This is a genomic window from Bacillus sp. BB081, from assembly GCF_008368895.1.
In the GTDB taxonomy this organism is placed as follows: domain Bacteria; phylum Bacillota; class Bacilli; order Bacillales; family Bacillaceae_G; genus Bacillus_A; species Bacillus_A wiedmannii.
In genome coordinates this window covers 1-13,391 of record NZ_QOZX01000043.1, presented here as the reverse complement: position 1 = coordinate 13,391, position 13,391 = coordinate 1, and the positions used below count along the sequence as shown (strand labels likewise).

14 protein-coding genes and 1 pseudogene are annotated in these 13,391 nt (G+C 34.7%); 10 read left to right on the top strand and 5 right to left on the bottom strand.

Going from position 1 to position 13,391, the window contains the following annotated elements:
- Positions 1–8 precede the first annotated feature (8 nt).
- The 4 genes and pseudogenes from DN394_RS19190 to DN394_RS19175 all read left to right on the top strand — a co-directional run bounded on the left by DN394_RS19190 (position 9) and on the right by DN394_RS19175 (position 2,461).
- Positions 9–644, top strand: coding sequence for a hypothetical protein (locus DN394_RS19190; protein ID WP_078984836.1), 636 nt, complete (start codon positions 9–11; stop codon positions 642–644).
- Positions 645–843: 199 nt separating this feature from the next.
- Positions 844–1,059, top strand: a pseudogene (locus DN394_RS29835) (RHS repeat domain-containing protein); the annotation flags it as partial.
- A 68-nt stretch (positions 1,060–1,127) separates the two neighbouring features.
- Entirely contained in the window at positions 1,128–1,538 is a 411-nt protein-coding gene (locus tag DN394_RS19180) for an Imm44 family immunity protein (RefSeq protein ID WP_149294137.1), read from the top strand.
- 272 nt (positions 1,539–1,810) lie between these two features.
- Positions 1,811–2,461, top strand: coding sequence for a hypothetical protein (locus tag DN394_RS19175; protein ID WP_149294136.1), 651 nt, complete (start codon positions 1,811–1,813; stop codon positions 2,459–2,461).
- Positions 2,462–2,566: 105 nt separating this feature from the next.
- Here the strand turns inward: DN394_RS19175 and cytK2 are convergent, their stop codons facing one another.
- A complete protein-coding gene (gene cytK2 / locus DN394_RS19170; protein ID WP_149294135.1) occupies positions 2,567–3,577 on the bottom strand; it encodes a beta-channel forming cytolysin CytK2 in 1,011 nt (336 codons plus the stop codon).
- A 314-nt stretch (positions 3,578–3,891) separates the two neighbouring features.
- Between cytK2 and DN394_RS19165 the strand changes: the two genes are divergently transcribed.
- Positions 3,892–4,998, top strand: coding sequence for a metallophosphoesterase (locus DN394_RS19165; RefSeq protein WP_149294134.1), 1,107 nt, complete (start codon positions 3,892–3,894; stop codon positions 4,996–4,998).
- Between the two features lie 133 nt (positions 4,999–5,131).
- The gene (locus DN394_RS19160; RefSeq protein ID WP_149294133.1) at positions 5,132–6,109 is read left to right on the top strand and encodes an HD domain-containing protein; all 978 of its coding nucleotides are present in this window, start codon (positions 5,132–5,134) and stop codon (positions 6,107–6,109) included.
- A gap of 34 nt (positions 6,110–6,143) precedes the next feature.
- On the opposite strand, the gene DN394_RS19155 is transcribed toward DN394_RS19160, so the two are convergent.
- Positions 6,144–7,268 (bottom strand): anti-sigma factor, encoded by a 1,125-nt coding sequence (locus DN394_RS19155; protein WP_149294132.1) that lies wholly within the window; start codon positions 7,266–7,268, stop codon positions 6,144–6,146.
- Between the two features lie 5 nt (positions 7,269–7,273).
- Positions 7,274–7,759 (bottom strand): RNA polymerase sigma factor, encoded by a 486-nt coding sequence (locus tag DN394_RS19150; protein ID WP_149294131.1) that lies wholly within the window; start codon positions 7,757–7,759, stop codon positions 7,274–7,276.
- 137 nt (positions 7,760–7,896) lie between these two features.
- Between DN394_RS19150 and DN394_RS19140 the strand changes: the two genes are divergently transcribed.
- On the top strand, positions 7,897–8,799 hold the full coding sequence (locus tag DN394_RS19140) for an AraC family transcriptional regulator (protein WP_149294130.1): 903 nt from the start codon (positions 7,897–7,899) through the stop codon (positions 8,797–8,799).
- Between the two features lie 141 nt (positions 8,800–8,940).
- Here DN394_RS19140 and DN394_RS19135 read toward each other — a convergent pair whose 3' ends face one another.
- Complete coding sequence (locus DN394_RS19135; protein ID WP_064473066.1) at positions 8,941–10,683, bottom strand: sensor histidine kinase; 1,743 nt, start codon at positions 10,681–10,683, stop codon at positions 8,941–8,943.
- Between the two features lie 9 nt (positions 10,684–10,692).
- Positions 10,693–11,397 carry a response regulator transcription factor gene (locus DN394_RS19130; RefSeq protein ID WP_097918326.1) on the bottom strand — a complete coding sequence of 235 codons (705 nt, stop codon included), beginning with the start codon at positions 11,395–11,397 and terminating at the stop codon, positions 10,693–10,695.
- A 141-nt stretch (positions 11,398–11,538) separates the two neighbouring features.
- On the opposite strand from DN394_RS19130, the gene DN394_RS19125 reads away from it, so the two are divergent.
- Genes DN394_RS19125 through DN394_RS19115 form a run of 3 tightly spaced genes read left to right on the top strand, consistent with a single transcriptional unit; the run spans position 11,539 to position 13,076 of the window.
- Positions 11,539–12,387, top strand: a complete 849-nt coding sequence (locus DN394_RS19125; protein WP_141522578.1) for a CPBP family intramembrane glutamic endopeptidase — start codon at positions 11,539–11,541, stop codon at positions 12,385–12,387.
- Position 12,388: 1 nt separating this feature from the next.
- The gene (locus DN394_RS19120) at positions 12,389–12,745 is read left to right on the top strand and encodes a hypothetical protein (RefSeq protein ID WP_000750876.1); all 357 of its coding nucleotides are present in this window, start codon (positions 12,389–12,391) and stop codon (positions 12,743–12,745) included.
- Positions 12,746–12,776: 31 nt separating this feature from the next.
- The gene (locus DN394_RS19115) at positions 12,777–13,076 is read left to right on the top strand and encodes a hypothetical protein (RefSeq protein ID WP_001006045.1); all 300 of its coding nucleotides are present in this window, start codon (positions 12,777–12,779) and stop codon (positions 13,074–13,076) included.
- Positions 13,077–13,391: the final 315 nt, after the last annotated feature.

Genomic DNA, 13,391 nt, shown 5'->3' with positions numbered 1-13,391 from the left:
GGTGACGAATGGATAGAGCAAAAAGGATGCGAAAAGAGATAGCGGAGTGTATAGTAGAAAAATATTATTCTGAAGCAATCCCGTATATATCTATGCTAGGGGCTATGGAGAATCTTGAGAATATAAGTTTCTTTAAGAGTATAGAAGTGCAAGATAAAAAGTTGATGGAGCAAATTCAGGTAGCTATTTTACAATCCTCTTCTGGAATCAAGGATGTTATTAGAGAATATCATAATCCCGATACTTTATATAGTATAGAAGCGTTAAGGCAAGCTATTCATTGTTCTATAAATCAAAAAGAAGCAATTGAATGTATAATTGCTGATTTATTCTTAAATGGAAGAGGATTAGAACATGCTTTAACAGCTATAATGTATGACAAATCTGTTTCTAAAGTTGTTAAGGGTGATGTTCTAATTGAAGAAAGATTGGTAGAAATAATTATGAAAGATGTGTATTCTAATCAAATAAAGGGATTAGCGATAGAAGCATTAGGGAGGGTTCTATCTGTAAATAAATATAAAAAACTTCTATTAGACATAAAGAACAGTTATTGTAATAGGAAAGATTTTAAATTTAAAATTTTATTACAAGGTATTTATGTGAAAAATAAAATTAAGAATATTCTTAGAGAGATTGAATAGATATAGGGAATTAATAGGGTATTTGTTTGTGAAGAGAAATGTATTAATAGATTTAAAAGAAGAGGAAGAGTACTTTGAAGGAAGAAGGGCTAACATAAGCTCTTCTTTCTTTGTATATATTAAGGTAGCTTAGTGGTAAAAACATATATGGTGTGTGGGATAATCTTATTAAAAAGTGATGCAAAAAGAATCATGATAGACAAACTTTGTATATGACCCGATCAACCAACTATTAAATGAAGCACTACCAAACGGAACAACTAAATCATACACATATGATGGATTTGGAAACCGTACAAGTGTGAAAGTTGTAGAGAATGGAAAAGAAACAAAATCTATAGCGGCAACATTCAATGAAGGAAATCAACTTGTAAAATTCGGAAACGAATCGTTAACGTATGATGCGAATGGCAACATAAAAAGAAAAATAATGGAAAGCGTCCTCCACTAAATAAAAGTGACTATTAACAAGGGTGAGTGATTATGAGGTTTTTTTTAAGTGGTGAATTAGAAGGGGATATTGCTGAGGAATTTATAAATATAATTTCAGAGATCGGTAGTGAACTTGAAGGATTAAATAGTAATAATTATGGTAGCGAAGTAGAAGAAATAGCTATAATCCCTATAGTAGCCAAAATAACTCCGGAATATGAAGATGCGGGTTTTTTTAAAGAAAGAAAGCTCTTTAAAAGGAAGAGTAAAGAAGCAGATTTTAGATTAAGGATTGACTATGAAACATTTTTATCTGCAGATTATGCTACGAGAAAAATATTGATAATTAGAAATGTTATTCGCTCTATTAGGATATTAGGGGAAAGGGCTAAGTCTGATTTTAATGCAATAAAGTTAGAGCAAGATATTTTACAAGTTTTTGATATCAACGGGAGTATATAGTAGGGCATGTTACAGATGAATATTATGTAGTATTTTTAGGTTCGGGAAAGCAAGTATTTATTTGTTATGCGGAGGAACGTGTTATGGACTAAAATCAAAGCAGCAACACATGAAAAAATTTCAGGCTTTATGTATTTCTCCTTATAAACTCTCCAACCTGGGTTGTTACTTCTATAATAGAGATAGTATTCACCCATTATACGAGACGGACCTAATGGATGATTAAAAGTGAAGTAGACTTATTATGTAATTTATAAAGCGGAGGCAAATATATGAATAAATTAGGGTTTAGAGTTATTCGCGGGGAAGAGGGATATAGCCATTATTTTGGTGGAGAAACTTGGAAAGTTCCTATATGTCCGCAATGTAATGAGCAAGCGCATCAAATATTTACCTTTGATTTGAATGATTCGAGATTAGAGGAACTTAAGACAGAAGAATTAAGAGAGTTGCCGTTAATTACTTGTTTAAATTGTTCCTTATATGAAGATATACAAAATTTCAAAATAAATATAATGGAACGTTCTATACATACCATTACTCAAAGTGAGATGTTTGATTGGAAGTATGAATTAATTGATAAGATACCAGTTCCTTTGTCGAAATATGATATGAAATTAATAACGATGGAGAAATATGATGTCCCCTGTGATGAAGATGAATATGACCAAGCTTTAGATGCTATGGGGAGAGATTATATTTGTAGAATACTTGAAGCGCCTCTATACATAGACGATTCTATAGAGGCAACGTGTCCTTGTTGCTCGAAAAGTATGAACTATGTGGCTATGTTGACCGGAGAAGATTATGGGAATGAAGGGGGACTTACAGGAGGAATAACTTTTCAAATAGGAGAGAGTTTTTTATATTTTTATCTATGTAAAGAATGTCTAATTATACAAACTTCCATGCAGAGCACTTAAGTTTGTTCTGTAGTATTGAAAGTTTTATTTTAATGTGAAGTGAAAGAGTTTGTGATTTAAATAAAAACCGAACCGTCACCTAAGTGACAGTTCGGTTTTCTTTATCTATTTTTTCTCTACTAACTTTTTATTCTTCCAATCTATTGTGAACGATTTATTAAATGTTTTTTGATCAACATCTTTTACGTTGTTTCCAACCCAGTTTGCAGTTCCGAATGTGTAGCCTGGACGAAGTTGATAGTCGTCGGTGTGTTTTGTATAAGCGACTTGTAAGTTAGATTGATCTGTATTTTTTTCAGAGATAACAACAGCAATCATACCAGGAGAGAAGCCGCTATTTGTTAGCGCTGGAAGTTGATCCATCGGTATTAAATTACCTTTTGCATCAGATTCATATAGGTATGTGCGAGAGTACATGAACAGTTGGTTTCCGTATAAAGAATGGTAGGAATCACGTGTGTAAATACCCCAGTTTTGATTGTTATATCCGTTAAAGAATACGTTCCATTTTACGTTTTTGTTTGTTTGGTCAATTAAATTTGTTTTATAACTAGTTTGTTTATAGCTTACAGAGTCAGACCAAGTTACTTGACCAGTTGCACCAGCCTCACCGCTAGGGCCATTAGGCGTTACAGAAGCTTTAACAGAACCACCAAGTTGATAAGATACACTAGATGTTACAGTCGTTTCTTCTACAGCATTTGTAGGTGCTACGTTAAAGAAACGAGCGCTGTTATCTTGAAGGTTAAATGCAACATCATATTGTGAAGGATAACGTAATGTTGCACTAGCACCAGGGATTGGGTAGTTATCAATAGGTGCATCACTTATAGTAGGATTTGCTTTTAGAAAACTACCAGTTGTATTAATAACGGCAATCTGTTTATCTGCGCTGGGATCATCGATAAAAGTTACCTTTAAAGACATTGTCATATTATCAGCTTGATCATTATTAAATGTATTATAGCTCGTATGTGTTTTTGCATTTTGCCCGATATCTGTTACAACTTGTGACGTCGTTTGAGCGTAAGCAGCAGTTGTTGAAAGTGCTAAAGCGCTACTAGCAAAAACAGCGGATAATGCTAAACATTTTAAAAATGTTTTAGAACGTTTCATGCAATCACTTCCTTTTATTTTTGTCGATATATGTCGTATTTCGTTTATATCGTAACATGAAAATAAAACGGAAGGGATGGTTATGCATAATTGCATAGGTGAGTTTTGGATAATGAAATTTTATGAATCCTTCTCAAGGGAATAGTCGCTGTATTGTTTATATATTCCTCTTCAATAATTTCCTAACCTGCGTCGCAACAAACGCAACATCACTAAACAGTTAGAGGTTTTTATTGTGAAGAGCGAAGTGCTTAATATTTACGTTAAACGTGCATAACAAGATATAATAGAAGAAATCAAGAAGGAGGCTCGCTGTGAAAAATCTTCGTTATCTCAATATATTTACTATATTAATTATATACACACTACTTATGCTTTACATAGGCTGGAACGGTTGGGTTTGGCTTCATGCGGTATTCGGCTGGCAATCTTGGGGATATTACGCTTTCGTAGTCGGATTTATTTCATATGCGTACATTCTCGTACAAGTGTTTAAGTTTTTGCCATTTCTACGAACGATAGGTTCAATTTGGTTTGCGGTCATACAATATGCGCTTATGTTATTGCCGTTAGCAAATATTACAGTCTTTCTTTTACAGTTTCCAGTGGAGAAAGAAGCGGCAATTATTTGGACAGGAACGGCTGTGTTAGTTGCATTTATCTTTATCTTTGCGTATGGAGTATTCAACGCATATAGCCCAGTAGTAAGAAAATACGAGGTGCACATACCGAAAAAAGTAGAGGGACGTAAAAGTTTACGCATTGCGATGGCTTCTGATATGCATTTCGGTAAATTATCTGGCGTTTCGCATTTAAAAAGACTTGTCCGTCATGTAAATGAAATGGAGCCTGATATTATTTTACTGCCAGGTGATATTATAGATGATCATCCAGGTGTGTTCATTCAAAAAAATATGGGGCACATTATGAAACAAATGAAGGCTCCATTAGGCGTATACGGCGTATTAGGAAATCACGAATATTACGGAAGAGCGGTTCCTGAATTTTTACAAGAGATGAATAAGATCGATATTCGTATTTTGTTAGATGAAGTGATTACAATTGAAGATCAGTTTTATCTCGTTGGAAGAAGAGATAAAACAGAGCGAGATCGCCAAAGTTTTGAAATTCTGATGAGTACGGTAGATAAATCTATGCCTGTTATTGCAATGGATCACCAACCATTCGAGTTGAAACAAGCAGCGGATGCTGGTGTAGATTTACTATTATCCGGTCACACGCACCGCGGACAAATGGCGCCGAATCATATTGTAACGAGAAGAATGTACGAACTAGACTGGGGATACGCACAAAAAGGTGCGTTCCACGCAATTGTTTCTTCTGGTTTCGGATTCTGGGGGCCACCGCTTAGACTTGGAAGTAGGTCAGAGATTGTGCAGGTGGAGGTTACGTTTGAATAGGATTATAAAATAGAGAGCTGATGGCTCTCTATTTTTTTCAATAAAAACAAATAACAATAAATATCTCTGTTGGTGCTAATTTCATAAAAGAGGTACGATTATAAGACGTGGCGGAAATAAAGGGGGATTATAAGTGATCATATCAGATGTACTATACGGAGAATTTGAAGTGGATCAAGTGTTAGAAGAATTAATCTTAAGTAAGTCTGTGCAAAGACTTAAAGGTATTCATCAAAATGGCGCAAGCTACTTAATAAATGAGAAATGGAATGTAACGCGCTTCGATCATTCAGTTGGCGTTATGTTATTAGTGAAAAAACTCGGTGGTTCAGTTGAAGAACAAATTGCAGGTTTACTGCATGACGTATCGCACACTGCTTTTTCTCATGTGATTGATTACGTTTTTGATAATATAAATGAAAGTTATCATGAAGAGATATTTAGTTCTGTCGTGAAAAACTCAGAAATTCCAGCGATTCTTTCAAAGTATGGTTATAACTATGAGGAAATTTTGTTAGATGATTCGAAGTGGACGTTACTGGAAAGGTCAGCGCCCGAATTATGCGCAGACCGAGTGGATTATACGTTACGAGATATGTATACATACGGATATACTTCTTTAGAAGAGGTTCATAGATTTTTAGAGGATGTCATCGCAGTAGATGGGAAGATGGTTCTTCAAAGTATCGAAGTAGCAGAATGGTTTACAGAAATGTATTACAAAGAAGTAATTGATTTCTTTATGAAACCAATGAATATTTACGGAAACGATATGTTAGCGAAAACGTTAAAGTTAGCTCTTCATAAAAAGGTTATTCATGCAGAAGATTTCCTTCTTAAAGACGAGGAGCTTATTTCGAAATTGCAGCAATGTAGTGAGCCAGAAGTGCATGCTTTATTAAGCAAAGTTCATCCGAATGTAATAGTAAAAGAAGATAGAAACGATTACGATTTGTATCAGAAAAATAAAGTCCGTCTTATTGATCCTCCGTTCCTTCGTGAAGGTGAAGTTGTTCGATCGTCTGTCGTATCGGAAAAAATAAAACAGATGAGTGAGGTCGCTTATGAAAAAGCGATGAGAGGGATGTATGTGAAAGTGATTTCGGATTAAAAAAGGAGAGCATCACTTTGCTCTCCTTTTCTCATTAATAATCGAACCAATTCCAAACCTCAATATCTCCAAGAGTCGCATAACGAACATGAGGTGAGTTTTGTAATTTTAATAACTCTTTTGACGGGCCGGTAATGACAATGCCGTATACTTTTACACCATTATCTTTTACATACTGATAGCGCTTATCTAAGTTTAGATCTTTTTGACGAGTCCAAGTAGTTTTACTTACAATTTCTTTATTTATAGAAAGAATACGCATCATTTCGATTACTTCATCTTCTTTTGTGTGTAGCTTTTTTGTTTCATTTTCAGGAAGATTTATATGTTCTGGAAATCCAATCATTTCTCCGCCATGTAGGATAAAATCATTTTCATTTATTCTTTCTTGCCCTGTGTCTAAAGCGTACCATATAGGAGTTGGTGGCATTCCTTGTGCTTCAAATACGCTATATAAAAGGGATTCTAATTCTTGTAATGTGTAAAGTTTGTCAAAAGATATCGCTACTTCTGCAACGGTGCCCTCATGTACTTTTCCAAGTGTATCCCAAACTTTTTTAGATGATTCTTTCAAATGATCAACTTGCTTGATTTTGGGGTGAACAAAGGAAAGTTTTTTTGAATAGGCTGTGTTTGCCCAAGATTGATTTGTGACAGCTACAGAGGATAAGAAACTACTCGTTGTTACTGTACCAATTGGAAACTCTTTTTTGCCGACCGTTTTAAAAAAATTCATTTCATTTTCTGTACGGAAAAAGGGTTTAATCTTTGTACTGCCGCCAGCGGAACGACTATTTGGCATTGTCGCTTCTAGTGCGAGTGCTGGAATCTCATCTACTTCAGTTAACTTTTTCATATTGTTCGAATAGAAGTAAAAGGAAGATGAGAAATGACCAACAAAATAGATTGCTATACAAACAGCGAGGACAAAACTAACGGTTTGCCAACGCTGTTTCCATTTTATTTTCCAAAACGGGACTTTAAGATTTTGTGGTGGTAGTCTTTTCTTTATCGGTTCACTGTTCGAAAGCAACGCATCTAAGTAAACTTCACACTCTTCACATGTCTCAATATGACTTTCTAACTCTTCTTGTTCATCATGCGTGAGCGTTCCGTTTTCGTACTTCTCCCATAGTTTTTTAAACTTTGTACAACCCATCCCTATCACTCCTTTATGCTTTTCGTCTCTTTTCGTCCCCTGTGTAATTCAATTTTTACTTTCGCTAGTGAGAGACCGGTCATTTCTGCTATTTCCTTATACGAGAATCCGTAGTAATCTCGTAGTAGTAACACATTTCGTCTTTCAAGGGGAAGAGAAGATAAACTGTCTAACCAACTAGCAATCTCATGTTTTACGAAATAAGAGTGCTCTGTACTTGGTACGTTTGGTAAATGGAATTCTTCAACTGTCGTTGTTTTATATCTTTTTTCTTTTCGATACCAATCGATAAAGGCGTTGTAGGCAATCGTAAATAACCACGGCCTAATTTCTTCTCCTTTATAATAGTCAATATGGACGAGCATTCGATAAAATGTTTCTTGCATGAGATCTTCCGCACAGTGGGAATCTCCGGTTAGGGAGAGAAGATAGCGAAATAAATCTTGCATATGTTCGGAGTAAATTTCTTCTAATGATTGTTTTCGTTTCACTACATTTCCCTCCCTTCATACATAACAACGAAATACATATAAAAAAGTTACAATGTTTTATGGAATTATAGTAAAAAACGTCAAGAATTGGATAGGATTCTCTTTTATCATAATACATATAAGGCGGGTGAACAGAGATGGAAAGCTATGAAACACAAATTCAAAGGTCAATTAATTATATTGAAGAAGATGTCATGGAAAAACAGACGTTGCGTAATTTAGCACGTATTGCAGGTTTTTCTGAGTCTCATTTTCATCGTGTATTTCAGGCGTTAGTAGGTGATACAGTAATGGAGTATGTTCGAAAGAGGAGGTTAGCCCGGGCAGCTTATCAGCTTTCTCATACGGATGAAAAAGTTATTGATATCGCATTTGAGCATGGCTTTCAATCTCATGAAACGTTCACGAGAGCCTTTAAAAAATTATTTCAAATGACACCGAGTGAATATCGAAAGCAAGAAATAGAAACACCGATGTATTACAGCGTGAATGTAAAGCAAAGAAAATTAAATCCATATTTAGGAGGCATACAAATGGAATATCGTATTGTAAATAAACCAGAATTTTTAATGGCGGGTTATGAACTGAAGACGACAAGTAAAGAAGGGAAAAACCATCAAGACATACCAGCATTTTGGCAAGAATATTTACAAAAAGATCTTGGAACAACGATTCCGAATCGTAAAGATACGAGCCAATGGGTAGAGCTTGGATTATGTACTGATTTTAATTTAGAAACAGGGGACTTCACTTATATTATCGGAATGGAAGTTACAGGTTTTGAAAATGTACCAAATGAAGTTGCGAAGCGTACTTTCCCAGCAGCGACATATGCTGTATTTACAACGCCGAAAGTTCCTCATGAAGAAATGGTTTCGTCTATTCACCAAACGTGGAATGCTGTATTCTCAGAATGGTTCCCACATTCAGGATATGAACATTGCGGCGTTAATGAGTTTGAGCTATACGATGAACGTTCCCATGCAGATAAAAGTGAGTTCGCTCAAATTGAACTTTGGATACCGGTGAAGAAGAAGTAATAATAGAAGGAAAAGCGAGCCACTGAGTGGTTCGCTTTTTTCATATAGGTTGCTATATTTGACGATTTTTGTTGGTAAGTCGATATAATTTCATTTGCCGCTGAACTCTGCCCTAAAAAAAGACGCCACATAGCGTCTTTTCTACGAATGAAACGGGAACACAAGTATAATCGTTGTTCCTTTTCCAAGTTCGCTCTCAATAGAAATCGTTCCGTTATGAGCATGAACGAGCTGTTTCGTAATAGCAAGGCCAAGCCCAGTTCCGATGTTGCTTTCTTCTGTATTGGTTCCTCTGTAATATCGCTCAAATAGAAGCTCTTTCGTTTTGTCATCCATTCCTTTTCCGTTATCTGAAATAGAGAGTGTAAATGAAGTAGCGTTTTGGGAAAGTTTTACGCTCACATTTGTCGTTTCATTATTATGTTTTACCGCGTTTACTAGTAAGTTTTCGATAATACGCTGGAACCATTTTTCTTCAATGAAATATTGAATTTTGTTTGAGCTTGGTACGAATTCAATATTTTGATTTTGAAGTGTCGGATTATTAATAAATTGTAATAAGACTTTTTGGACGAATTGATTCATTTCAATGTTTACGTGCTGCGCAGGAAGACTGTTATTTTTTAATTGATACGTTAAGCTTAAGTCATCAATTAATGTCGTCATATATTGAGATTTCTCTTTCATAACGCTGCCGAATTGTTGAATGTCACGATCAGTCCAGTTGTACTGCTGTGATTCTAGTAATAATGCGTAGCCATATATAGAACTAAGTGGTGTTTTTAAATCATGTGTGAGACCAGTAATCCATTCTTCACGTGTTTGCTGCAGTACTTGCCTCATCGCATCATTTTTTTTGAGTGTAATAGAAAGATGCTCTAGTGAATTTGTCACATCACTAAATAAGCGGAATGACCATTTCTCTTTACCAGATCGCCGGAACCTGACAGGTTTCCCTTTTTTACTAACAGGTTCTTCGTACTTTCCACCAGCGATGTTTTTAAGCCAGCGCATCGCATGGAGTAACGGTTTTCCGAATTTATTACCGTACCAAATAGAAAGAATGACTAAATAAACAAATACGATAAGAAGGATTAATCCGCATCCGATTAGAAACTTTTTAGTAAATACATCGTCTATTTCATCATCTGGGTAGTAGTACTCATTTTTGGCAGTTACAACGAGAAGGTGATTGCTATTTGTGTCGTAAAAGCTAGACGTGTTTTCTTTATGATTCCACGGTTCCTTTTCGCTAAGAGCAGCTTGTATGACAGAAAACGTTTTTTTCTTTCCATCTGGATAGGAGAATACTTCTTCGCCATCACTATTAAAGATTTGAAGTGCTGCTTTTTCTTTAGAAAGTAACTGTTTTTCTTCTTCTGTTAATGTGAACGTATCCGTAGATACAGAAGGGTGCTCTTTCTGTATCGTTTTCAGTAATAGATTGCTTTTTAACATACCGCCGTATATAACAAGTACGTTCTTTTCTTCTAATTCAATTTCCCAATATGTAAATGTATAAGGGCTTTCTATATGATTCTGTATATACGAGAATAAAGATGTTCTCGTATAAGATGTCGGTACGTCACTCGGCGTATTAAAGTGATAGAGAACTTTTCCATTTTCCTCTACAACTTGAATCCAATCATTTTTTTCTTTAATTAAGTCTTTTACTTCAGCTTTTAACGAAATATCGCCATCTTCTGAAGAGATATATCTTGCAATCATAAAATTATCAGCATCTGGAATATTCGGTTCGTATGAAGTACTAGTAACAAGGAAAATTAAATAAGTGAAAGCAGCTACTACAGCAAGCAGTAATGTAACTAAAACAAATACGTGTTGCAGGATAAACTGGATAATAAGTCGTTTATTAAAATTCATATCGTCACCTTACTTTGTAATGAACTTATAGCCAAGTCCGCGAACGGTTTTTATATATTCTGGTTTACTTGGGTCTTGTTCAATTTTTTCACGTAGTTTTCGAATGTGGACCATAACAGTATTATCATCGCCATTATAGGCAGGTGCTCCCCAAACTTTTTCGTATATTTCTTCTTTCGAAAATACGTAGTTCGGATTCTCGCAAAAGAAGAGTAATAGCTGAAATAGCTGGGCGGAACATTCGACAACATGTCCATTTACTGTAAGTTCTGCGGAATATCGATCAATTTCAAATCTACCAAATGAACTGGAGTGTGCTTTTTGTTCGTGTGGTACTGCTTGTTTCATATGTCTACGGAGTTGTGCTTTCATACGAGCTACTACTTCAAGTGGATTAAATGGCTTCGTAATATAATCATCTGCACCGTGTGAAAATCCAGATATTTTATCTAAATCAGATGTTTTGGCTGTGAGGAAGAAGATAGGGCAATCTGTTGTCTGGCGAATGATTGGACAAATATCAAAACCAGATTGTCCAGGAAGCATGACATCTAAAATAATTAAATCGTAATCGTTTTGCGCGGTGAGAGATAAAGCTATTTCAGCGGATGTTGCAGTTGTAATATGAGAAAAACCTTCTTTTTCAAGAATGGTAGTTAGTAATTGTAAAATTGCTGTTTCATCATCAACGAGCAAAATATTTGCTTGGTACATAAAAAATCCCTCCTAATTTCCTCGAATATCATATCATCTTTCTATAATTTATGGAATTTTTAAGGAAATTTTAAGGTTTTCTTTCGCAAAAAATTAAGAATCAAATGATATGATAAAAGAACATAGGGGGAGGAGATGAGTGTGAATCCGTTTCAAACGATGCGAGCTAGATATTTTTTAATTGTATTTGCACTATTAACTTTAGTTGCAAGAGTCAGTAATGAATTGATAGAAAATACATTTCATATGCAAAATTCTACTTTTATAAATATTCTTATATTCTACATCCTTCCGATTATATGGATTTTTTATGAATATAGAAAACACCGTGTTTCATTGTCATTATTTATTAATAAAAATGAAACATTTAACCTGGTACAAGTTTTATATATTGCACTTATGTTAGGCGTATTTAGTTATGGATATCTTATTTTGTACATGTATAGCTTTGCATGGATTACACCGGAATTTATTATGAACGCGTTACGTGAACCGATTATAGATAGTACAGGGGGATATGTATATCAATTTATTATGGTCGTATTCATTGCGCCAATTATTGGTGAATTTGTTTTTCGGGGATTTTTACTGCAACGCTTTGCAGCAAAATGGGGAACGAGTATAGCGATTATTGTAGTAGCGATGTTGTTTGCGTTGTTACATGTTGATTTCCTAGGCGCAGTAGTATTTAGCGTTGTACTATCAATCGTATATATTCGTACAAATAGTTTACTCATGCCAATTGCTATTCACATGTTAAACAATGCATTTGTAATCGGTGCTTCTTTTTTTATAAATAAAGAAGAGATAATGAGTTTTGCAGATTTCTCAAATTATACGACCTTTTTCCCAGGACTTATTATTTTTATAACAGGATTAAACTTAGTACTCATCTTTTTATTTGTTAACCGCAAATATTGGAATAAAGAAATGCCAGCTATATATGTAGAACAGGAAAAAAGCTTTTCAGACGTAGTGGGGAGTAAATGAGATGAAGAAGACGATTGAAAAAATATTGAAAGACATTATAGATTCTACGTCTATTACAGATATGTGTGATAAAAGTGTTTGTCATTGGGTGCAACCTGTAGTAGATACGATTGTGTTTCCAGAGTATTACTTATTTTCTAGCACTCATGTAAAAGAAAATATTATTTCTCTTCTTATTGTGTTAGGGGTTTTACTAATATTTGGTCTAATTGTAGAAGAAATGATGAAGCGCATCTTCAGAAAAAATGAAGAGAAGTATATGTGGGTTCATAAAGTATTCGAGAAAGTAATAGTGGCTTTCCTTTTGTTTTATAGTATGAAAACAATCATTTACTTTATAGCTTTGAAACATCATTAATTCTAAATTTGAAAGGGATGTATAAAATTATATGAATGAAACAATATCATCAAATAAGTTTTTTTATTTGATTTTGCTTAGTATTGTGCTGATAACGACAGTCAATGTTATTCTTCGCTGGGAGGAAGCTTATTTCTTTATGTATTTAGCACTCCATTTGTTAGGAATATTATGTATAAGCGGCGGAATAGTTGCTGAAAAAAAGAGTGAAGAAAGCATTAATTATATGTGTGTGACCGGTCTTATTTTACTTTTAGCTGTACAAGGTATTATGAAATATAGTACTTTTTCTTTACAAGATTTTAGTTTATTAGTGGATGTACTTCCTTAAGGGCACGCGTTATGTTATGTAAGAAGCAAATAGGATACGTACTAGTTTAAATTGGATTTTTTACGCTTATTGTAACGACTTTATTTTTTCAAGACTATGAATATATACGCTATGTCAACTACCCCTACTGAGATGAAACGTTTCAGTGGGGGCTTGAGTTAGAACGCTAGGTCTTTTCGTCTATCGCTAGACATTTGACGCTCTAGCCTTCATGCCACCTTACGGTAACACCCCAAGTAAGTTTTTGGTTGGTACTGACAACGAATGATTGTTTTCCCACTTGCACCACCCTTTTGAAAAAGAGCAGTTCTCCCT